This is a genomic window from Streptomyces sp. PsTaAH-137, assembly GCF_003259365.1.
Classification (GTDB): Bacteria; Actinomycetota; Actinomycetes; order Streptomycetales; family Streptomycetaceae; genus Streptomyces.
This window is the reverse complement of sequence record NZ_QLLY01000001.1, coordinates 238,157-258,546: the sequence shown is the minus strand read 5'-3', so window position 1 is coordinate 258,546 and position 20,390 is coordinate 238,157. Positions and strand designations below refer to the sequence as shown.

Annotated in this window: 14 protein-coding genes; 6 read left to right on the top strand and 8 right to left on the bottom strand. The window is 71.1% G+C overall.

Translation table 11 applies throughout. The annotated features are described in order from the left end of the window. Window positions 1-35: 35 nt before the first annotated feature. The 6 genes from K377_RS00995 to K377_RS00970 form a co-directional block, all read right to left on the bottom strand. The gene (locus K377_RS00995) at window positions 36-950 is read right to left on the bottom strand and encodes a phospholipid scramblase-related protein (protein WP_111661127.1); all 915 of its coding nucleotides are present in this window, start codon (window positions 948-950) and stop codon (window positions 36-38) included. 73 nt (window positions 951-1,023) lie between these two features. Beyond that, the gene (locus K377_RS00990; protein ID WP_111661126.1) at window positions 1,024-3,078 is read right to left on the bottom strand and encodes a phosphocholine-specific phospholipase C; all 2,055 of its coding nucleotides are present in this window, start codon (window positions 3,076-3,078) and stop codon (window positions 1,024-1,026) included. Window positions 3,079-3,226: 148 nt separating this feature from the next. Further along, entirely contained in the window at window positions 3,227-4,675 is a 1,449-nt protein-coding gene (locus K377_RS00985; protein ID WP_111661125.1) for a carboxylesterase/lipase family protein, read from the bottom strand. Between the two features lie 136 nt (window positions 4,676-4,811). Beyond that, window positions 4,812-5,789 (bottom strand): ATP-grasp ribosomal peptide maturase, encoded by a 978-nt coding sequence (gene tgmB / locus K377_RS00980; RefSeq protein ID WP_111661124.1) that lies wholly within the window; start codon window positions 5,787-5,789, stop codon window positions 4,812-4,814. Between the two features lie 14 nt (window positions 5,790-5,803). After that, a complete protein-coding gene (tgmA, locus tag K377_RS00975; protein WP_111661123.1) occupies window positions 5,804-5,995 on the bottom strand; it encodes a putative ATP-grasp-modified RiPP in 192 nt (63 codons plus the stop codon). Between the two features lie 275 nt (window positions 5,996-6,270). Continuing rightward, window positions 6,271-7,623, bottom strand: a complete 1,353-nt coding sequence (locus K377_RS00970; protein ID WP_111661122.1) for a 6-phospho-beta-glucosidase — start codon at window positions 7,621-7,623, stop codon at window positions 6,271-6,273. A 123-nt stretch (window positions 7,624-7,746) separates the two neighbouring features. Here K377_RS00970 and K377_RS00965 point away from each other — a divergent pair, with 123 nt between their 5' ends. From K377_RS00965 to K377_RS00955, 3 genes are all read left to right on the top strand, one after another. Continuing rightward, window positions 7,747-8,589, top strand: a complete 843-nt coding sequence (locus K377_RS00965; RefSeq protein WP_111661121.1) for a hypothetical protein — start codon at window positions 7,747-7,749, stop codon at window positions 8,587-8,589. Between the two features lie 45 nt (window positions 8,590-8,634). Then, window positions 8,635-9,819 carry a lactonase family protein gene (locus K377_RS00960; RefSeq protein ID WP_111661120.1) on the top strand — a complete coding sequence of 395 codons (1,185 nt, stop codon included), beginning with the start codon at window positions 8,635-8,637 and terminating at the stop codon, window positions 9,817-9,819. 114 nt (window positions 9,820-9,933) lie between these two features. Beyond that, window positions 9,934-11,403 carry a glycoside hydrolase family 43 protein gene (locus K377_RS00955; RefSeq protein WP_111661119.1) on the top strand — a complete coding sequence of 490 codons (1,470 nt, stop codon included), beginning with the start codon at window positions 9,934-9,936 and terminating at the stop codon, window positions 11,401-11,403. 2 nt (window positions 11,404-11,405) lie between these two features. On the opposite strand, the gene yicI is transcribed toward K377_RS00955, so the two are convergent. Further along, complete coding sequence (gene yicI / locus K377_RS00950; protein ID WP_111661118.1) at window positions 11,406-13,640, bottom strand: alpha-xylosidase; 2,235 nt, start codon at window positions 13,638-13,640, stop codon at window positions 11,406-11,408. Then, on the bottom strand, window positions 13,637-16,456 hold the full coding sequence (locus tag K377_RS00945; protein ID WP_111661117.1) for a glycoside hydrolase family 3 C-terminal domain-containing protein: 2,820 nt from the start codon (window positions 16,454-16,456) through the stop codon (window positions 13,637-13,639). The genes yicI and K377_RS00945 overlap by 4 nt, the downstream gene beginning before the upstream one ends. A 233-nt stretch (window positions 16,457-16,689) precedes the next feature. Here K377_RS00945 and K377_RS00940 point away from each other — a divergent pair, with 233 nt between their 5' ends. The 3 genes from K377_RS00940 to K377_RS00930 are packed head-to-tail and all read left to right on the top strand — an operon-like array spanning window position 16,690 to window position 20,341. Next, on the top strand, window positions 16,690-18,378 hold the full coding sequence (locus tag K377_RS00940; protein ID WP_111661116.1) for an extracellular solute-binding protein: 1,689 nt from the start codon (window positions 16,690-16,692) through the stop codon (window positions 18,376-18,378). Continuing rightward, on the top strand, window positions 18,378-19,418 hold the full coding sequence (locus tag K377_RS00935; protein ID WP_111661115.1) for a sugar ABC transporter permease: 1,041 nt from the start codon (window positions 18,378-18,380) through the stop codon (window positions 19,416-19,418). The genes K377_RS00940 and K377_RS00935 overlap by 1 nt, the downstream gene beginning before the upstream one ends. Further along, on the top strand, window positions 19,415-20,341 hold the full coding sequence (locus K377_RS00930) for a carbohydrate ABC transporter permease (protein ID WP_111661114.1): 927 nt from the start codon (window positions 19,415-19,417) through the stop codon (window positions 20,339-20,341). Before K377_RS00935 ends, K377_RS00930 begins: the two co-directional genes overlap by 4 nt. Window positions 20,342-20,390 lie beyond the last annotated feature (49 nt).

The window sequence follows — 20,390 nt, the reverse complement described above, 5'->3', positions numbered from 1 at the left end:
ATCCCAGGGGGGAGGGGCGGTCCGCCCCTCCCCGGTCATCCGAGGCCGCGCGAGTCCTGCTTCAGCGCGGTGTCCACCGTGAGGGCGGTCGCCACGACGAGGCTGAGCAGCGGGTCGGGGAGCTGGAAGTGGATCTGCAGGACGTAGTTGTCCGCGGTCGTGAACATCGTCTTGGCCAGGCCCTCCCACGTCTTGGTGATGCGGGCGACCTCCTGCCCGGCGTGGTCGACGATCGCGAAGTTCCAGGCCCGCCAGTTCTCCGCCTTGATCGCGCCGACCTGCTGGCCGTTCACGACCATCGCGAAGTTGATCTTCCCGATGGCGTTCTGCTGGACGATCTCACCGACCGGCGAACCGTCCGGACGCTCCACGAGGACCCGGGACTTGATGAACTTCGCGGGACGGGTGAGCACCAGCTGCGGCTGCCCGTACGCGTCGCGGATCTCCAGCTTGTGCGTCATGAACTGGTCGACGGACGAGACGAACCGCAGGGCCTTCTTCAGCCCGCTCTGGCCGATCTCGGTGACCGAACCGAGCAGGTTGCCGTGCTGGTCCATGACGCTGTACTCGTTGGTCAGCTCGATCAGCTTGGCCTTCTGGTTCACCACCAGGACCGGCTCGGTGAACAGCGATCCGCCGCCCTGCCCGGCCGGCGCGACTCCGGCCTGCTGCTGCACCTGGCGCTGGACGCGCGCGGCGTCGGGGTGCTGCGGCGCCTGGCCGGCCTGCCCTCCGAAGGGCTGCTGGGCCACGGGCTGGGCCATCGCGGGCTGGGCCTGCGGCTGGAACGGGGGCTGCTGCGGCGGCACCTGAGCGGCGGCCGCGGGCTGCTCGGCCGGCGCCGCGTGCGTGTGGTCGGTCCACTGGGAACCGTCCCACCACCGCAGCGTCCGGGGCACCCCATGAGGGTCGGGATACCAGCCGGCAGGGGTGTTGGAAGGCGAGGTCACCGGGGCACACTACCGCGCCGACCTGGGAATGTGACCAGATGGACGGGTGTGACGTGTGCCTCGGCGCGGGGAGCTAGACGGTCGCGATGCCCGGGTCGCTCACGCCCGCCGTGCCGTTCTCGACGTGCCCGGAGAGGCGGCGCAGATACCCGGCGTTCCCCTCGACGACGACCGTCAGGTCGTACCAGCGCTTACTGGCGCGCAGGTCGACGGTCTGCGTGACGGTGGCGCCCGCGCGGACCGTGTACGTCTGGCGCCAGCCGCCGTACGCGTTGGTGACGGTGAGCCGCGCGTCGGCGGTGCCCGGGTTCTTCAGGGTGAGCTTCAGATTGCCGGTGCCGCCGTCGTGCCGGGCGGTCACCTCCGGCTCCGCCACCTTGTTGTTGCCCTTGAACGCGCGCAGGAAGCCGTGCGGGCCATGCGCCGTGAGGTCGTACTTGCCCGCCGAGTAGACCGAGTTCCAGCTGTCGGAGACCGGCTTGCCGGGGGCGGCGGTGTAGGTCCAGGGACCGTCGCCGCGGCTCTGCGAGCGGACCTGGAAGAAGGCGCCCTTCTGGTCGCCGCCGCTGAGCGTCAGCTTGTACTTGCCGGTCGCGAGGTCCACGGCGCCGTCGACGTAGGGCGCGTACGCGGTCGGGCGGCTGGGCCGGGAGCCCTTCTCCTGCTTGGGCAGCGCGCCCTGCGCGGGCGGCTTGGGCACATAGCTGGAGTGCCGGTCGCGGTCCGGCGGCTCGTAGGCCGCGGTGTCGGGCAGGTCGGCCGGGTCGGTGACCTTCAGGGAGAAGTCGAACGCCGAGGTGAGGTCGCCGCAGATGGCGCGCCGCCACGGCGAGATGTTGGTCTCCTTGACGCCGAACCGCTTCTCCATGAACTGGAGGATCGACGTGTGGTCGAAGGTCTCCGAGCAGACGTAGCCGCCCGTGGACCACGGCGACACGACGATCATCGGGACGCGCATGCCCAGACCGTACGGGCCCGCGGCACGGCTGCCGCCCGGGTAGTAGTCGAGCTTGGTGTCGACGGTGGACAGGCCCTGGTTCGCGGAGGCCGGCGGGTACGGCGGCACGACGTGGTCGAAGTAGCCGTCGTTCTCGTCGTACGTGATGAAAAGGGCCGTCTTGCTCCACACCTCCGGGTTCGAGGTGAGCGCGTCGAGCACCTGCGAGATGTACCAGGCGCCGTAGTTGGCGGGCCAGTTGGGATGCTCGGAGAACGCCTCGGGGGCCGCGATCCAGGAGATCTTCGGCAGCTTGCCGGCCTTCACATCGGCCTTGAGGACGTCGAAGTAGCCGTCGCCCGCCTTGGCGTCGGTACCCGTGCGCGCCTTCTCGTAGAGGGCGTCACCGGGCTTGGCGTTGCGGTAGTTGTTGAAGTACAGCAGGGAGTTGTCGCCGTAGTTGCCGCGGTAGGCGTCGTCGATCCAGCCCCAGCCGCCCGCCGCGTCGAGGCCGTCGCCGATGTCCTGGTAGACCTTCCAGGAGACGCCCTCCTTCTCCAGGCGCTCGGCGTACGTCGTCCAGCCGTACCCCGCCTCCTCGTTGCCCAGGACCGGGCCGCCGCCCGTGCCGTCGTTGCCGACGCAGCCGCTCAGCATGTAGTAGCGGTTGGGGTCGGTGGCCCCGATGAACGAGCAGTGGTAGTCGTCGCAGACGGTGAACTTGTCGGCGAGGGCGTAGTGGAACGGGATGTCGTCCCGGGTCAGGTACGCCATGGTGCCGGTGCCCTTGGCGGGCACCCAGTTGTCGTACTTGCCGTTGTTGAAGGCGCTGTGGCCGCCCGCCCAGTCGTGGTCGAGGCCCGCGATGAACTGCATGCCGAGATCGTCGGCGTCCGGGTGGTAGGGCGGGATCTCCTTGCCCGCGCTCACCTGGTTCCACACGGGCTTGCCGCTGGGCAGCGTGACCGGGCGCGGGTCGCCGAACCCGCGCACCCCCTTCATCGAGCCGAAGTAGTGGTCGAAGGAGCGGTTCTCCTGCATGAGGACGACGATGTGCTCGATGTCCTGGACCGTTCCGCTGCGCCGGGCGGCCGGGATGGCGGCGGCCCGGTCGATGGAGCCGGAGAGGGCCGTGAAGGCGGCGGTCCCTCCGGCGATCTGGAGGAAGCGGCGGCGATTGAGTTCCGTCATGGGTGTGGGGGTCTCCTGTTGCTTCGGTGGTGGTCGGTCCACGAAGAGGGGCACCCGGAGTGTTCAAGATGACAGGGGCCGAAGAAAAGGGGGCTGAAGTGACGGTCGCGCAAAATGTGGGCGGCCGGTGCGCGACCTCACCCGCGCATCAGCGCACGTCCTGCCAGAGTTTGCGCTCCGCCGCCCGCGGGTCGGACTCGGTACGGCAGCCGTCCGCGTCGAACACCATGGTCGTCCGCTCGCCCGCCGGGTCGTACGCGGCCCAGCCGGGATCGCCGGTCGCGGCGAACGCCACCCACACCGCGTGCATCGTCCGGGCCAGCTCCCCCGGCGCCTTCTCCCCCGCCATCGGCAGATAGTCCGGGTCGTCGAGCAGATCGAAGACGAAGCCGAGTTCCAGGGCGTGGCAGGCGCCCAGCTCGCCGTCGAACTGCGGGGAGCGCCAGGCGAACTCGTAGAGGTGGCTGCCGGGGACGGACTCGGCGAGGCGGACGGCCGGGATGCGGTAGAACCAGTCGGTTCCGATCGCTTCGAGGAGTTCGCCGGGTTCGGCGCCGGGGCGCCCGGCCCGGTAGGCGTCGTAGTCCGCGCCGTACGCCGTCGCGCCGCGCCGGGCCCGCTCCTCGGTGATGCTGTGGAAGCGTCCGGTCGGCACCATGAACAGCCGGTTCTCCTCGCGGTTGGAGCCGACGAGGAGGTCCACGCCGAGGTCGGGCCCGGGCAGCGCGAGTCCGTCGGCGACCGGTTCGAAGACCATGGCGTTCAGCGTCGCCTCGCCCCACACCGCCGGGTCCGGCCGGGTGACGAGGTCCATCGGCAACGCGGCCTGTGCGGTGAGCAGTTCGGGCATCGGGACCGCCGCGAACGCCTCCGCGGTGTGCGGGACGCCGAGCTTCTCCGCCAGCCGTGCGCCGATACTGCGGGCCGTCTCCGGGCGGACGAAGTGGTGGCAGGCGCCGCTCTGCAGCACGGCCCGGCGGAGCAGCCCGCGGGCGCCCGGGTGGGCGAGGAGCTGTCCGATGGCCATGCCGCCGGCGGACTCGCCGAAGACGGTGACGCGGTCGGGGTCGCCGCCGAACGCGGCGATGTTGTCGCGGACCCACTCCAGGGCGGCGATCTGGTCGAGCAGACCGCGGTTGTCGGGGGCGCCGGGCAGATGGAGGAAGCCGTCGGTGCCGAGCCGGTAGTTGACGCCGACGAAGACGACGCCGTCCCGCGCGAAGGTCTCGCCGCGATAGCCGCTGGAGTTGGCGGACCCGTTGGAGAACGAGCCGCCGTGCAGCCACACCAGCACGGGCAGCCGGGCGCCGGGGCCCGGCTCGGGCGTCCAGACGTTGAGGTTCAGACAGTCCTCGCCCGGCACTGAGGTCTCGGGGATGAGGGCGTCGAAGGGCGGGGTGTACGGGGCCTTGGGCGCGGTCGGGCCGTAGCCGGTCGCGTCCCGCTCGCCGGTCCACGGCTCGGCGGGGGCGGGGGCCCGGAAGCGGCGCGGGCCGAACGGCGGTGCGGCATAGGGGATTCCGAGGAAGGAGGCGATGCCCTGGGCGTCGGTGTGGCCTCGCAGCGTTCCCTGTGCGGTGGTGACGACCGGTGTCATACGGTGCTGGCTCCCCTGGCTCGGACGGTCGGGCGGTGCGGCTGTGGGCCCTCACGGGCGTGTGGCACGTTCCGGGTGCCCGGGCCGGCCGGGCACCACCACTTCTCGTACCCCGTCGGCAGCGCCCGCGTAAAGATCAAGGACGTGTCGGGTCCGTCGCACCGCTCGCCGCGCCGAGCGGCTCTCCCGCGAGCCACTGGGCCACCGCGCTGCCGATGCGCTGTCCGGTCTCGATCTCGATGAAGCCGAACTGTCCCGACTGGTTGCACTCCAGGAACCACCAGATGCCGTCGGCGTCCTCCGCGAAATCAAAAGCTCCGTAGGCGAGTTGGGCCCGTAAGAGATAGCCGGAGACCGCTTCCGCCACGCTGGGCGGAACCGGTACCGGACTCCAGGTGACGTCCGAGGGACTGAAGCGGACGTCCACGACGGCGTCGTCGGTGTCGGGCCCGGTCGCGGCCCGCGCGGCGAACATCCGCTCCCCCACGACGGTGAGCCGGATGTCGGCGGCCTTGCGGATCCGGCGCTGGAGCAGGGTGGGGCCGTGCTCCACGGCGCGGAAGTCCTCGTCGGGGCGGACCCGGGTGGTCGGTACGGCGAGCCCGTCGTCCCCGGGGTGCGATCCGGAGACCGGCTTCACGACGAGGTCGGGGTAGCGCACGGCGAACTCCCGTGCCACGCGCGGAAAGGTGGTGATCAGGGTGGGCGGCACCGGCAGGCCGCACTCCCGCGCGAGCCACAGCTGCCAGGGCTTGAGGCGGGCCTGCCGGGCCGCGTCGGGGTGGTTCATCCAGCGTGCGCCCGTGCAGCGCAGCATCCCGTACAGCGCCTGCGCGGACTCCTCGGACAGCCAGCTGGACGCCTCGGCGGACCGGGTCGCGGGCGTGCCGGGTCTGCGCACCCAGATGGAGCGCAGACCCTGCATGCTGACCACCCGGCCACCGACGGACAGATGACCCTCGAACGCGCCGTGCACATATTCCCCGGACACATCGACACCACCGGGCAGTTCCGCCGGATCCAGGCGAAGTACGGGGATTCCATTGGCGTTCAATTCGACGACGGCGAGGTCGGCGGTCACATCCTGTTCACAGGTCAGGATCAGTACGGTCATTTCCGCCCGGCCGTTCAGTCGTCGAAATGAGTTTTGGATCCGGCAGTGGAGGTAGTCGCCGCACACGCCCGCAACACTGCGTAGTCGCGCGCAGCCACCGCGCCATCGGGCAGCAGGTTCAATTGCAGTGCGGAGTCGTACGTGTACGACGCGCTGACCTCAGGCTCTCTCACAGGGCGGGCATAGTTCAGGGCGAAAGGTCGCATGGGCTCTCCTAGTTGGGGGGTGCACCAAGTCAAGCGCATGGTGACTCTCCGGCGTCACAGTCCTAGCGAATTTCTCGGATTCTCTCTGTAGGACGCGTCACACCTGCGGACGAGTTCATTCCGCCACGCTGAGTGATGACGCTGCGTCAGGCACGGAAAAGGGGCGGCTCTTTGAGCCGCCCCTTCTCACTACCGCCTTTACAGGCCTTTACACGTCCTCAAGTGGTCCTCCACACCGGGATCCCCGTGAACTTCCGCACTGATCGCGGGGGTTGTCACCGGGTGAGGTAGGCGAGGCCGGGGTGGGCCTCGGTGTAGCCGTCGACGAGCCGCCGCGCGACGGTGACGGAGTCGACGAGCGGGTGCAGCGCGAAGGCCTTGACGGCCGTGGCGCGCGAGCCGGAGCCGGCGGCGTCGAGCACCTCGCGCTCGACGGCCTTGACCGCGGTGACCAGGCCGGTGGCGTGCAGCGGCAGCGGGTCCACTGCGACCGGGTGCGCGCCGCCCGCGTCGACCAGGCACGGCACCTCGATGACGGCGTCGGCGTCGAGGACGCCGAGGGTGTGGCGGTTGCGGACGTTGAGGATGAGGGTGGTGCGTTCGTCGCGGGCGATGGCGCGCATGAGGGCGAGGGCGACCTTCTCGTAGCCGCCGGACTCGAGATCGTCCTCGTCGCGTTCGCCCGCGCCCGCCGCCTCGCGGTTCTCCGCCATGTACGTGGCCTCGCGCTCGGCCCGCGTGGCGTCCCAGGTGGCGAGGGCCGGGGCGGCGGGGTCGGCGAGATCCGCGTAGAACCGGGCCTGCTGGTCGCGCAGGAACGCGCCGCGCGTCTGCTCGGCCTGCTGGTAGGCGCGGACGGTCTCGCGGTTGAAGTAGTAGTAGTGCAGGTATTCGTTGGGGATCGCGCCGAGCGAGCGGAGCCAGTCCGCGCCGAAGAGCCGGCCCTCCTCGAAGGAGCCGAGCAGCGCCGGGTCGGCGAGCAGCCGGGGCAGTTCGTCGCGGCCGTCGACCTTCAGGCCGCGCACCCAGCCGAGGTGGTTGAGGCCGACGTAGTCGATCCAGGCGCGGTCCGGGTCGGCGCCGAGCAGCCGGGCGACGCGCCGGCCGAGGCCGACGGGCGAGTCGCAGATGCCGATGACACGGTCGCCGAGGTGGCGGGACATGGCCTCGGTGACCAGCCCCGCCGGGTTGGTGAAGTTGATGACCCAGGCGTCGGGGGCGAGACGCTTCACGCGCCGGGCGATGTCGACGGCGACCGGCACCGTGCGCAGGCCGTAGGCGATGCCGCCCGCGCCGACCGTCTCCTGGCCGAGCACGCCCTCGGCGAGGGCGACCCGCTCGTCGGCGGCGCGCCCGTCTAGGCCTCCGACGCGGATCGCGGAGAAGACGAAGTCGGCGCCGGTGAGTGCTTCGTCGAGGTCGGTGGTGGCGGTGACCACGGGCGCGTCGGCGATGCCCGCGGCCTGGTCGGCGAGGACGCGGACGACGGCGTCGAGCCGGGCCCGGTCGACGTCGTGGAGGGTGACGTGGGTGACGCGTCCCTCGGCGTGGTCGCCGAGCAGCGCGGAGTACACCAGCGGGACGCGGAAACCGCCGCCGCCGAGGATCGTCAGTCTCGTTGAAGTCATGCCACAACCACCTTTGTGCCGCCTCCGTCTTCGCGTGCGCCGCGATCACGGTTCGCGGCACGCGGCGCACCCTACTCGTCCGATCGCCTGCGGTCGCGGATGCGAATAGTGCAGGCTACGGGCATGCCCAGACCTTTACAGCACCGACGACTCCTCCGCGCGGCCGTGGTCTGCGCGACGGCCGCACTCACCTTCTCGGCGGCCGGCGCGGCGGGCGCCGCCGAGCCCACCTGGACCGAGACCGGCACCTCGTACGTGAACTCGCTGACCGGCAGTCAGGGCCTGGCGAGCCGCGCCGACGGCTCGCTCCTGCACCGGGGGCTCGCCTCCGTGCCCCTCTCGCTGCGCGTCGCGGGCTGGTCGCACGTCGGCGACCCGGACATCGCGCGCGGCTACACCTTCGACGCGTACCAGGGCGGTGACACCGCGACGAAGAAGATGTACGCGGTGACGGCCCCCGACGGAAGCCGCACGACCTATGAACACGCTCTGGATCAGGGCGAGTTGCTGAACAACTCGTTCGCGTCCGTGTCGCCCGACGCGCAGTGGCTGGTGTCCGGCGAGTGGGGCACGATGAACCGGCTCCAGGTCTTCCCCGCGCCCGTCCTGAACCCCGCGGCCCCCGCGTCCGGCGCGAATCTCCCGCAGGCCGGTCAGATCAGCCTCGACCGGCCGGTGGAGAACATCCAGGGCTGCGACTTCGTGACCGGCACCCGGCTGCTGTGCGCGTCGGACGACGCGGCCAAGGAGGTCCTCCAGGTCGACCTCGCCCGCCCGCTCGACGGGAAACCGGTCACCGGCCAGGTCTCGACCGCGTTCAGGATCCCGCAGCGCAGTGTCTGCTCGGGCTCGTTCGAGGCGGAGGGGATCGACTACGACACCACGCGGGGAACCTTGCGTGTGGAGATCGTGCCGCCTTCACCGTGCCTGGTGACGACGGCCGTGATCTCGTACACGATGAAGTAGCCACAGAGGACACAGCGAACGCAGGACACACAGGAGGTTCCCCGGATGTCAGGTACGCGCGACAGCGGAACGGGACGCCGGGGATTCCTGGGCGCGGCGGCGGCCGTCGGCGCGACGGTGCTGCTCCCGTCGTCGGCGCAGACGGCCACCGCCCGGCCGCGGCCCCGGCCGGTCGAGGCCCGCCGTGGGCCACGGCCGCTCGCCGACCGGCCGCTGTACCTGGGCACGTACACCTCGCAGCAGGGCGGCGGCACCGGCATCGGGCTCGCCACGTACGACCCGGAGAGCGGCGCGATCACCGGGTCGGGGACCGTCGAGGGAGTGGCGGACCCCTCGTATCTGGCGGTGGCTCCGGACGGCGGGACGCTGTACGCGGTCGACGAGCGGCAGGACGGCGGCGTGACGGCCGTGCGCGTGGCCGACCGCACGGTCCTCGGCACCCGCCCGACCGGCGGGGCGGGCCCCTGCCATCTGTCGGTGCATCCGTCCGGGCGCTGGCTGCTGAGCGCCAACTACACCTCCGGCAGCGTCGCCGTGCACCCGATCGACGCCTCCGGCGCCCTCGGTGACCGCACGGCGCTGGTCACGCACAGCACGCCGGCGCCCGGTCCGGGACAGGACGGTCCGCACGCGCACCAGATCGTCACCAGCCCGGACGGCGGTCATGTCCTGGCGGTCGACCTCGGCAACGACACCGTGTACACCTATCGGCTGGACACCGGCGCGGGAACGCTCACCCAGGTCTCGTCCGCGGCCCTGCGCCCCGGCGCGGGCCCCCGCCACCTCGCCTTCCATCCCGGTGGCCGGTACGCCTACCTCGCCAACGAGGTCGACAACACGGCCGTCGTCTGCGCGTACGACCCGGACACCGGCACGCTCACGCCGGGCGAGCCGCAGTCGACCGGCACGGGAGCGGGCACGAGCTATCCGGCGCAGTTCCTCGTGACGCGGGAGGGCGGTTACGCGTATCTCGCCAACCGGGGCGACAACACCCTGACCCGGTACGCGGTCGAGGACGACGGGGCGCGGCTGCGGCTGCTCGACACGGTGCCGGTGGGCGGTGACTTCCCGCGGCAGATCGCGTTCTCGCCCGACGAGGCGCTGCTGTTCGCGGCGAACCAGAAGTCGGGCTCCGTGACCGTCTTCCGCGTCGACCACGCCTCCGGCGGGCTCACTTCCACCGGTACGGCGTTCAAGGCGCCGATCGCGGTGTGCGCGCTGCCGCTGTAGCGCGACGCGGGCACGGGCGCAGGCGCGGACCGGAAGCGCTTCGACGGTGAACCCAACTACCCCTCCGGCTAGGGCTGTAGTGTGCGTTGAAGCGCTTCGACGGAGAGGGCTTTCATGGCGGACCGCACCCCGGTCATACCCGGTTTCCACCCCGACCCGAGCATCTGCCGGGTCGGCGACGACTACTACCTCGCGTGCTCCAGCTTCGAGTATGTGCCCGGCGTCCCGCTCTTCCACAGCCGGGACCTGCGGCACTGGACGCAGATCGGCAACGTCCTCGACCGGCCGGACCAGCTGACGCTGCCCACGGGCACCCCCGCGTCCGGCGGGATCTACGCGCCGACGCTGCGCCACCACGACGGCCGCTTCTGGCTGATCGTCACCAACTGCGCGGAGGGCGGCGGGAACCTCCTCGTCACCGCCACCGATCCGGCGGGACCGTGGTCGGACCCGGTCCCCCTGCCCGGGGTGCACGGCATCGACCCGGACCTCGCCTGGGACGAGGACGGCACCTGCTGGTGCACCACCGCCGGGATCTCGCAGGTGCCGATCGACCCGTACACCGGGCGGACGCTCGGCCCCCCGCGCCGCCTGTGGTCGGGCACGCCCGGCGCCAAGGCCCCGGAGGCGCCGCACCTGTACCGGATCGACGGCACCTGGTACCTGCTGATCGCCGAGGGCGGCACCGAGCGCGGGCACGGCGTCTCCGTTGCGCGCGGTCCCTCGCCGTCCGGGCCGTTCGAGCCGTGCCCGGCGAATCCGGTGCTGTCCCACCGGTCCACGGACGACCCGGTGCAGAACACCGGCCACGCCGATCTCGTCCAGGCCCCGGACGGCACCTGGTGGATGGTGTTCCTCGGGGTGCGGCCCGGCGGCGGCTCCCCCGGCTGGCACGTGCTGGGGCGGGAGACGTTCCTGGCGCCGGTGCGCTGGGAGGACGGCTGGCCGGTGGTCGGCGCGCTCGTCTCCGGGCCCGCCGCGGCCGCCTACCGCGACGACTTCGACGCGCCCGAACTCGCGCCCGGCTGGCTCTCGCCACGGTCCCGGCCCGCCTCGCACTGCACGACGAAGGACCGGCCGGGGCGGCTGACCCTGCGCGCCCGCGGGGCCGGGCTCGACGCCCCCGACGTGACGTTCGTCGGCCGCCGGCAGGACCTGCTCACCTGCCGGACCCGCACGCGGATCGACCCGGGCGAGGGCAGGGGCGGGCTCGCGGTCCGGCTCGACGAGGACCACCGCTACGAGATCGAGGCGGGCGGCGGCCTGGCACGCGTACGCGCCCGGATCGGACCCGTGTCCACCGTGATCGCCGAACACCCCGTTCCGGACGGGCCGTTGGTGCTCGGCGTCGACGTGACCGGACAGCCGGTCCTGGACGCGCGCTCGGGCCCCGACACGCTCACCTTCGGCGTCACGGGACCGGACGGCGCCTTCACCGCGCTGGCCGCGCTCGACGGCCGCTACCTGTCGACCGAGGTGGCCGGCGGCTTCACCGGCCGGGTCATCGGCCTGTACGCGGCCGAGGGCACCGTCCACTTCGACTGGTTCACGTGCGAACCGCTGCCGGGGCCGCCCGCCGCGTGACCTCACATCTCCCGGACCCGGTAAGGGAGTCGGGTTCCCTCGGCCTCCACGGCGACTGCCCCGCCCGGCGCGTCCCGGCGTACCCGGTACGTGGCGGCGGGGCTCGCCTCCCGGCCGCCGTGGCCCGGGACGCGGACCGTCACGTCGTCGGCGTCCGGGGTGACGAGGAGCGTGAGTCCGTCGGGCCAGTCGCCATCCGGGCGCTGGTCGTCCGCGCCCATCGGCAGCACCGCGCCGGGCCGGACGTACAGCGGCAGACTGTCGAAGCCGTGCGTCTCGCGGCGCCAGCCGGGACCCTGGACGTGCTCGCCGGTGAGCAGGTGCGTCCAGGTGCCCTCGGGGAGGTAGTACTCGACGTCGCCGTCGGCGGAGAAGACCGGCGCGACCAGGAGGTCCGGGCCCAGCATGTACTGGCGGTCGAGGGTCCGGCAGGTCGGGTCGTCGGGGAACTCCAGGACCATCGGGCGCATCGCGGGCACCCCGGTGGCGTGGGCCTCGGTCGCGACACCGTACAGGTACGGCATCAGGCGGTGCTTGAGCAGCGTGAACCGCCGGGCCACGTCGACCGCCTCCTCGCCGAACTCCCACGGCACCCGGTACGAGACGTTGCCGTGCAGCCGGCTGTGCGAGGAGAGCAGCCCGAAGGCGAGCCAGCGCTTGAAGACCGCAGGGTCGGGGGTGCCCTCGAAGCCGCCGATGTCGTGCGACCAGAACCCGAACCCGGACAGGGACAGCGACAGGCCGCCGCGCAGGGACTCGGCCATGGCGCCGAACGAGGCGAAGCAGTCGCCGCCCCAGTGCACCGGGTACTGCTGGCCGCCGACGGTCGCGGAGCGGGCGAAGACGAGTGCGTCTCCGTTGCCGCGTTCCTTTTCGAGGAGTTCGAAGACGGTGCGGTTGTAGAGGTGCGCGTAGTAGTTGTGCATGCGCTCGGGGTCGGAGCCGTCGTGCCAGACGACGTCCGTCGGCACCCGCTCCCCGAAGTCCGTCTTGAAGGTGTCCACGCCCTGGTCGAGCAGGCCGCGCAGCTTGTCCGTGTACCACTCGCGGGCGGCCGGATCCGTGAAGTCCACGAGCGCCATGCCCGGCTGCCACAGGTCCCACTGCCACACGTCGCCGTTGGGGCGCCGCACCAGGAAGCCCCGGTCCGCGGCCTCCGCGAAGAGGGCGGACTTCTGGGCGATGTAGGGGTTGATCCACATGCTGATCCGCAGGCCCCGCGCCTTGAGGCGGCGCAGCATGCCGGCCGGGTCGGGGAACACGTCCGGGTCCCAGGTGAAGTCCGACCACTGGTACTCGCGCATCCAGAAACAGTCGAAGTGGAAGACGGAGAGCGGGATCCGGCGCTCCGCCATGCCGTCGACGAACGAGGTCACCGTCGCCTCGTCGTACTCCGTGCAGAACGAAGTGGTGAGCCACAGGCCGAAGGACCAAGCGGGCGGCAGGGCCGGGCGACCGGTGAGGGCGGTGTAGCGGCGCAGTACGTCCTTCGGCGTCGGCCCGGCGACGACGTAGAACTCGACGGACTGGTCCTCGACGCTGAACTGCAGTTGCCCGACGGACTCCGAGCCGATCTCGTAGCTGACCCTGCCCGGATGGTTGACGAGGACGCCGTAGCCGCGCGAGGACAGGTGGAACGGGATGTTCTTGTAGGCCTGTTCGCTGCTGGTGCCCCCGTCGGCCTGCCAGATGTCGACGGTCTGGCCGTTCTTCACGAACGGGGTGAAGCGTTCGCCGAGGCCGTAGATGTGTTCACCGACGCCGAGCGCCAGCTGGGTGATCATGTGGTGGGCGCCGTCGCCGGTGGTGGCGAACGCCGTTCCCTTGCGGTCGACTCCCGTGAGGCGCGCGCCTGTTGAGGTGTCGAAGAACTCCAGGCCCCACTCCCCCGCCGTGTCGAGGCGTACGCCGATCGGCCCGCTCGTCAGCTCGGTGGCCGTGCCGTCGCGGGTGACGCGGGCCCCGCTGCCGCCCTCGGTCGGCGACAGCTCGAAGTCGGGGCCCGGCCTGCGCCTGCCCGCGTGGTGGGTGACGCGGACCCCGATGATCCCTTCGGCGGGCGAGAAGCAGTCGAGGGTGATCAGCGGCTGGTTGAGGGTGTCGCCCCGGTCGCGCACCTGCCGTACGGCGGCGTACGCGGTGAACCGGTCGTCGGCGGCGCGGAGGTCGCGGACCTCGGTGGCGTACGAGGCCCGTACTCCGTCGCGCATCAGCCAGAAACCGTCGGTGAACTTCATGCGTCGAGCCTCCGCGGGATGAAGGTGAGCCGGGCCAGGCGGACCGCGCCGTCGACCGTCACGCGCAGGTCGCGCACACCGGTGGCGGTGAAGTCGGCGTCGAGCGTGACGTAGCGGTACGGGCCGCCGGTGGCGGGGACCGTGAGCGCGGGGCCGTCGCCGACGGTCACGGTTCCCTCGCCCGCGGCCTCGACCTGGACGCCCGTCACACCACCGGTCCCGAAGTCGCAGGAGCGGTAGAGGAGTTCGCCCGACGCGCCGACCGGGGTGACCGCGTCGCCGTGTGTCTTCGTGCGATCGACGATCTCGGTGCCGCGCTGTTCGTCGTAGGCCGCCGCGTCCAGACCGCGTGTGACGACGGGCCGGGGTGCGGGCGCGTCGCCGTCGACGGTGATCTCGGCGGTGAGGCGGATGTCCTCGCTGGAGGCGCCGACGAGGAGTTCGTACGTTCCCGGGGTCACGCTCCAGCGGTCGTGCGCGACGTCGAAGTGGCCGAGGTCGGCGACCGGCACCGTGCAGGTGATCCGCTCGCGGGCGCCCGGCGCCAGGGTGAGCCGCCGGTGCGCGAGGAGCTGACGGCGCGGGCGCGGCACCGGCATCCCGAGCGGGCGGACGTAGAGCTGCGGGACCTCGTCCGCGCGGCGGGCCCCGGTGTTGGTGACGGTGAAGGTCAACTCCAGCGCATCGGAGCCGACTTCGACGCTCAGCTCTTCGTACGCGAAGGAGCCGTACGTCAGTCCGTGGCCGAAGGGGTAGAGCGGGGTGCCCTCGTAGTACAGGTACGTCTGGCGCGAGCCGATGATGTCGTAGTCGAGGAGGTCCGGCAGGTCGGTGTCGGCCGCGTACCAGGTCTGCGGGAGCCGGCCTGCCGGGCTCACGTCGCCCGCGAGGACCCGGGCCAGGGCGCGGCCCGCCGCCTGCCCGCCGTGCGCCGTCCACAGCAGGGCGGGCAGTTCCCGGTCGGCGTCGGGGACGGCGTACGGGTAGGCGGAGACCAGGGCGAGGACGGTGTTCGGGTTGGCGGCGCGGGCGGCCCGCCACAGGGCGTCCTGCTGCGCGGGCAGGGCGAGGGTGGTGCGGTCCTCGGTCTCGCGGCCGTTGATGTGCGGATCGTTGCCCGCGACGACGATCACGACATCGGCGTCGGCCGCGGCCCTGGTCACGGCGTCGGCGCCGCGCTCCACGTACTCCATCCGGAAAACGGTGCCCCGGTCGGCAACCTTCACGCCGTCGGCGGCGACCTCGACGTACCGACCCGATCCCGTGTGCTTGAGGAGGTGCCCGTCGTGGGCCGCTTCGAGGGTGAACGTCTCCTGGACGATCCAGCCGCCCGGCTGGTCCGCGGCGGCCCGCACGAGGCCGTCGTCGGCGACCGACAGATAGCGGCCGTCGGGCGCGCGCAGGGTGAGGACGCCGTCGCCCCAGTCGACCAGGGCGAGTTCGGTGCTCTCGTCGGTCCGGGTGGTGAGCGGCGGGAGGTCGGTGCGGCCGGCGAGCAGCGCCGGGTCGAGGGCGCCCTCGGCGCCGCGTGTCCCGGTGGCGGCGGAGCCTTCGGGGACGTACAGCCATCCCTCGTCGCAGTGGAGGCGGACCCGGTCGACGCCCTCCGTGAAGGTGACCCGGTCCGGGCCGAAACGCTCGTGGAGGCCGTCGAGCGGGGTGGAGCGGTGGAGGAGGGTGCCGCTGTACCAGTCGGTCTTGCACTCGTCGGCGAGCAGGCCGACGAGTGCGATCCGGGCGTCGTCGGGGAGCGGCAGCACACCGTCGTTCTTGAGCAGCACGACGGCCTGTTCGGCGGCCTCCTGAGCGAGGGCGCGATGGGCCTCGGTGTCGAAGTCGCCGGGCGGCAGCGGGTCGGTGTCCTCGAACTCGCCGAGGCGGGCGCGGACGTCGAGCTGGCGGCGTACGGCGGTGTCGATGTCGGACTCGGTGATCAGCCCCCGCTCCAGGGCGCCGCGGATCCGGCCGGTGATCTGTGACGAGTCGGTGCCGTGGTCGGTGAAGCTGTCCACGCCCGCGACGAGCGCGGCGGCGGTGGCCTCCTCGTGGGTGGCGTAGTAGTGCTCGGAGTCGACGAGGTTGCTGGGCGCGCCCGCGTCCGAGCAGACGAGGAGTTCCTGGTCGGTCCAGGTCCTCAACTGCTCGCGCAGGTACGGGGACACGTGGTTCGGGCGGCCGTTGACGAGGTTGTAGGCGGGCATGACGCCGGCCACGGCGCCTTCCTCGACGGGTCGCCGGAACGCTTTGAGGTCGTACTCGTGCAGGACGCGCGGGCGCACGGAGGAGCTGGCCGTGTCGCGGGCGGTCTCGTTGTTGTGGGCGAGCCAGTGCTTGAGGACGGGGGCGGTGCGCCAGTAGGTGGGGTGGGTGCCGCGCAGGCCGCGCGTGTAGGCGGTGGCGATGGCGGCGGTGAGGCAGGGGTCCTCGGAGTACCCCTCCTCGTTGCGGCCCCACAGCGGGTGGCGCAGCAGATTGACGGTGGGCGCCCAGACGTTGAGCCCGACGCGCTCGTCGCGGGCGCGCATCGCGCGGACCTCACCGGAGACGGCGTCGCCGACCCGGCGCACCAGGTCCTCGTTCCAGGTGGCGCCGAGCCCGACGGACTGTGGGAAGACGGTGGCCGGGCCCATCCAGGCGACCCCGTGCAGCGCCTCCTGACCGGTGCGGAACGCGGCGAGGCCGAGCCGCTCCACGCCGGGCGTGAACTGGTGCAGCAGCGCGATGCGTTCGTCGAGCGAGAGCGCGGCAAGCAGGTCGTCGACGCGCTTGTCGGCAGGCGGGGTGCCGCCGGGGTCGAGCGGGAATTCTTCGGTCACGGGCGGGTCCCTTGTCGAGATGGGGCGGTCGTCTCACCGACCGGCGCAAGAAATCTTCGAAGCGCTTCGATGCTCCGTACAGAAGATGTCAGGTGTCAAGTGCCCGACAGTGACCCTGCGTTCAGGAATCTGATGCACGCACCTTGTGGGCCCCAGGGGGTTCCCTTAATGTCGCTGCAACATCGAAGCGCTTCGACGAAATGCGCGATGCGTTGTCCCGAAGGGTTGCAGCAATGACGCCGAACTCCTCCACCGCACACTCCGTGAATCCCGGTCCGAGCCGGAGAACCTTCCTCGGCTCGACGGCTGTCGCCGCCGTCGCCGTGGCAGGCGGAGTGCCCCTGCTCTCCGCCTGCGGCGGGTCGGAGAGCAAGGACCGGGAGGGCACCACATCCGAGAAGAACGCCGCGAAGCTGCTGCCGACGTACATCGCGAGCACCTTCGCCCGGCCGGACATCTCGTCGAAGAACGGATCGGCGGCGGCCTACACCGCCAAGGTCGACCTCTCCGCCCTGTCCGCCTCGGTGAAGAGCAAGCTCGGCACCGGCGCTCCCCTGAAGGTCATGTCCCCGCTCTGGGGCACCGCGCCCAAGGCGAACTGCGCCTACTACACGCAGCTCGACCAGGCGGCGGGCACCAGGATCACCTGGCAGAACCAGGACGGCAACACCTACGGCGAGAAGCTCGGCGCCGTGCTGGCGTCCAGCTCGATACCCGACATGGTGGTCGTGCCGAGCTGGGAACTCGTCGGCAAGATCTCCAACGCGATCACCGCGAAGTTCATGGACCTGGGCCCGTACCTCGCGGGCGACAAGGTGAAGAAGTATCCGAACCTCGCGGCGATCCCCTCGGACTCCTGGCGGATGGGCATCTTCGGCGGCGCCCTGCGCGGCATCCCCATGCCGTCCGCCGCTGCGACGTTCAACCCGGCGTACTACCGCAAGGACATCTTCGACAAGAAGGGGTACGACGTCCCCAAGTCGGCGGACGAGTTCCTGAGCTGGGCCAAGGAGGCGACCAGCGCGAAGGCGAAGGTGTACGCCTGCGCGGACATGTCGTGGACAGGCTTCAACATCTTCGGGGTGCGCCCCTCGGGCACCCTCGGCTGGCACATCGAGAGCAACGGCAAGCTGACCTACCGCGTCGAGCAGCCCGAGTACCTCGAAGCGCTGGAGTGGACCCGCAAGCTCTTCGACGCGGGCGTCGTGCACCCGGACGACAAGGCCCGCTCGGGCGACGCGGGACAGCGGTTCACCGCGGGCCAGGTCCTCATGTTCAACATGGACATGTCCCAGTGGTACGTGAAGACCGCCGAGCAGGCGAAGTCCAACCCGGACTTCGAGATGGACGCGATGGACCTGTTCGCCCCCGACGGCGGCGACCCCACCCTGTGGGCCAGCTCGCCCGCCACGATCTGGTCGCTGATCCGCAAGGGCGCCTCCAAGGAGACGGTCGAGAACGCGCTCGCCGCCGCGAACTTCGCCGCCGCGCCGTACGGCACCAAGGAGTTCATGCTCGTCAACTACGGCACCGAGGGAACCCACTACACGGTCAAGGACGGCACCCCGGTCAAGAACGACCAGGGCAACCAGGAGGTCATCAACGCCTGGGTGATGCTCTCCGCGCCGGCCCCCTACTTCGCGCACCCCGACTACCCCGACATCGCCCGCAAGCAGGTCGAGTGGGAGCAGCGCCAGGGCGCGTTCATGAAGAACACCAGCACGTACGGCATGAACATCGTCGAGCCGACCCGGTACGCGAGCCTCTCCAGCCAGTTCGAGCAGCTGGAGATCGACTACGTGCGCGGCAACAAGAAGCTCTCCGACGTGCAGCAGGCCATCTCCACCTGGAAGTCGTCCGGCGGCGACAAGCTGCGCGACTGGTACAAGAAGCTCATCGACAAGAACGGCAGCGGCAACTGATGTCCCTCACCGCCGGGAGCAGGCCCGACGGGGTGCGTCAGCCGGCCGCCGTCGAGGAGCCGGTGGCCGCGCTCGCCCCGAAGGCAGTCCCCGAGAAGCGCTCCGGCGGCGCCAAGGTCCCCTTCAGGACCCGGCTGCGCCGCGACCGCGCCCTCATCCTCATGACGCTGCCCGCCATCGCCCTGCTCCTGCTCTTCAACTACGTGCCGCTGCTGGGCAATGTCGTCGCCTTCCAGGACTACGACCCGTACGTGTCCAGCAACGGCGTCGCCGCGATCTTCCACAGCCCCTGGGTCGGCGTGGAGCAGTTCTCGCGGATGCTCGGCGACCCGCTGTTCTGGGACGCGGCGAAGAACACGCTGGTCCTGTTCGTCCTTCAGCTGGTGCTGTTCTTCCCGGTGCCGATCGCGCTGGCGCTGCTCATCAACAGCGTGGTGCGGCCCCGGGTGCGGGCCGTGGCGCAGGCGATCATGTATCTGCCGCACTTCTTCTCGTGGGTGCTGGTCGTCACCGTGTTCCAGCAGATCTTCGGCGGCGCCGGCATCATCGCGCAGACGATGGAGCGGCACGGCTGGGGCGGCTTCGACCTCATGACCGACGCGAGCTTCTTCAAGTTCCTGGTCACGGCCCAGTCCGTGTGGAAGGACGCGGGCTGGGGGGTCATCGTCTTCCTCGCCGCGCTCGCCGCGGTCTCCACCGACCTCTACGAGGCGGCGGCCATGGACGGCGCCGGACGCTGGCGCCGCATGTGGCACGTGACCCTGCCCGCGCTGCGCCCGGTGATCGCCCTGCTGCTCGTGCTGCGGGTGGGCGACGCGCTGTCCGTCGGCTTCGAGCAGTTCCTGCTGCAACGCGACGCGGTCGGCGCCGGAGCCAGCGAGGTCCTCGACACCTACGTGTGGAACATGGGAATCCAGAACGGCGACTTCAGTTACGCGGCCGCGGTCGGCCTCGTGAAGGGGGCCATCGGCATCTGTCTCGTCCTGGGCGCGAACCGCTTCGCGCACCTGCTGGGCGAGCAGGGGGTGTACAAGAAGTGAGCCTGAACACGCAGTTGATCCGCAGCCTCCAGGCGCCGCCGCGCCCGGTGTGGGAGGAACCGCCGCGCAAGGCGGGGCTCACGCTCAAGGGCGGCTTCCTCGTCCTGTGCTGTCTGGCGATCCTCGGCCCGCTGTGGATCGTGATCGTCACGAGCCTGTCCCCCAAGCCGGTGATCGACCGGGCCGGCGGTCTCGTCCTGGTCCCCGACGGCATCACGTTCGTCAACTACACGGAGCTGCTGGGCGGCGGCCAGGTCAGCCGGGCGATGCTCGTGTCGATCGGGGTCACCGTGGTCGGCACGGTGTTCTCGATGACGGTGTCGGTGCTCGCGGCCTACGGTCTGTCCCGCAGCGGCAGCCTCGGCCACCGGTTCCTGCTGATGTCGCTGATGGCCACGATGTTCTTCGGAGCCGGGCTGATCCCCACGTATCTGCTCGTGCAGTCGCTGGGCCTCACCGACACCTATCTGTCGCTGATCCTGCCGAGCGCGGTCAGCGTCTTCAACATCCTGGTGCTGCGCTCCTTCTTCATGAGCATCTCGCCGGAGCTGACCGAGTCGGCGCGCATCGACGGGGCGAGCGATCTGCGCATCCTGCTCACCATCATCCTGCCGCTGTCGCGGGCGGTGCTCGCGGTGATCTCGCTCTTCTACGCGGTGGGGTACTGGAGCGCCTGGTTCAACGCCTCCATCTACCTCACCGACCAGCAGATGATGCCGTTGCAGAACGTGCTGATCCAGCTGGTGCAGAAGAGCCGGGCGGCTCCGACGGGACTCCAGCAGGCGGTGCACACCGGGCAGTTGTCCACGCTCGGTCTGCAGATGGCCGTCATGGTCCTCGCCCTGGTCCCGGTGGCCGTCGCCTCGCCCTTCGTCCAGCGCCACTTCAAGAAGGGCATGCTCACCGGCGCCGTCAAGGGCTGACCCCCGGCACGCACCGCGCACCGCCCGTCCCACCTGTGACCCCCATCGG

Bases quoted from the DNA above. Each gene is read 5' to 3' on its own strand.
- K377_RS00960 (WP_111661120.1), top strand. From the start codon at position 8,635: ATGTCAGGTACGCGCGACAGCGGAACGGGACGCCGGGGATTCCTGGGC.
- tgmB (WP_111661124.1), bottom strand. From the start codon at position 5,789: ATGACCGTACTGATCCTGACCTGTGAACAGGATGTGACCGCCGACCTC.
- K377_RS00955 (WP_111661119.1), top strand. From the start codon at position 9,934: ATGGCGGACCGCACCCCGGTCATACCCGGTTTCCACCCCGACCCGAGC.
- K377_RS00935 (WP_111661115.1), top strand. From the start codon at position 18,378: ATGTCCCTCACCGCCGGGAGCAGGCCCGACGGGGTGCGTCAGCCGGCC.
- K377_RS00970 (WP_111661122.1), bottom strand. From the start codon at position 7,623: ATGACTTCAACGAGACTGACGATCCTCGGCGGCGGCGGTTTCCGCGTC.
- yicI (WP_111661118.1), bottom strand. From the start codon at position 13,640: ATGAAGTTCACCGACGGTTTCTGGCTGATGCGCGACGGAGTACGGGCC.
- K377_RS00940 (WP_111661116.1), top strand. From the start codon at position 16,690: ATGACGCCGAACTCCTCCACCGCACACTCCGTGAATCCCGGTCCGAGC.
- tgmA (WP_111661123.1), bottom strand. From the start codon at position 5,995: ATGCGACCTTTCGCCCTGAACTATGCCCGCCCTGTGAGAGAGCCTGAG.
- K377_RS00990 (WP_111661126.1), bottom strand. From the start codon at position 3,078: ATGACGGAACTCAATCGCCGCCGCTTCCTCCAGATCGCCGGAGGGACC.
- K377_RS00985 (WP_111661125.1), bottom strand. From the start codon at position 4,675: ATGACACCGGTCGTCACCACCGCACAGGGAACGCTGCGAGGCCACACC.
- K377_RS00965 (WP_111661121.1), top strand. From the start codon at position 7,747: ATGCCCAGACCTTTACAGCACCGACGACTCCTCCGCGCGGCCGTGGTC.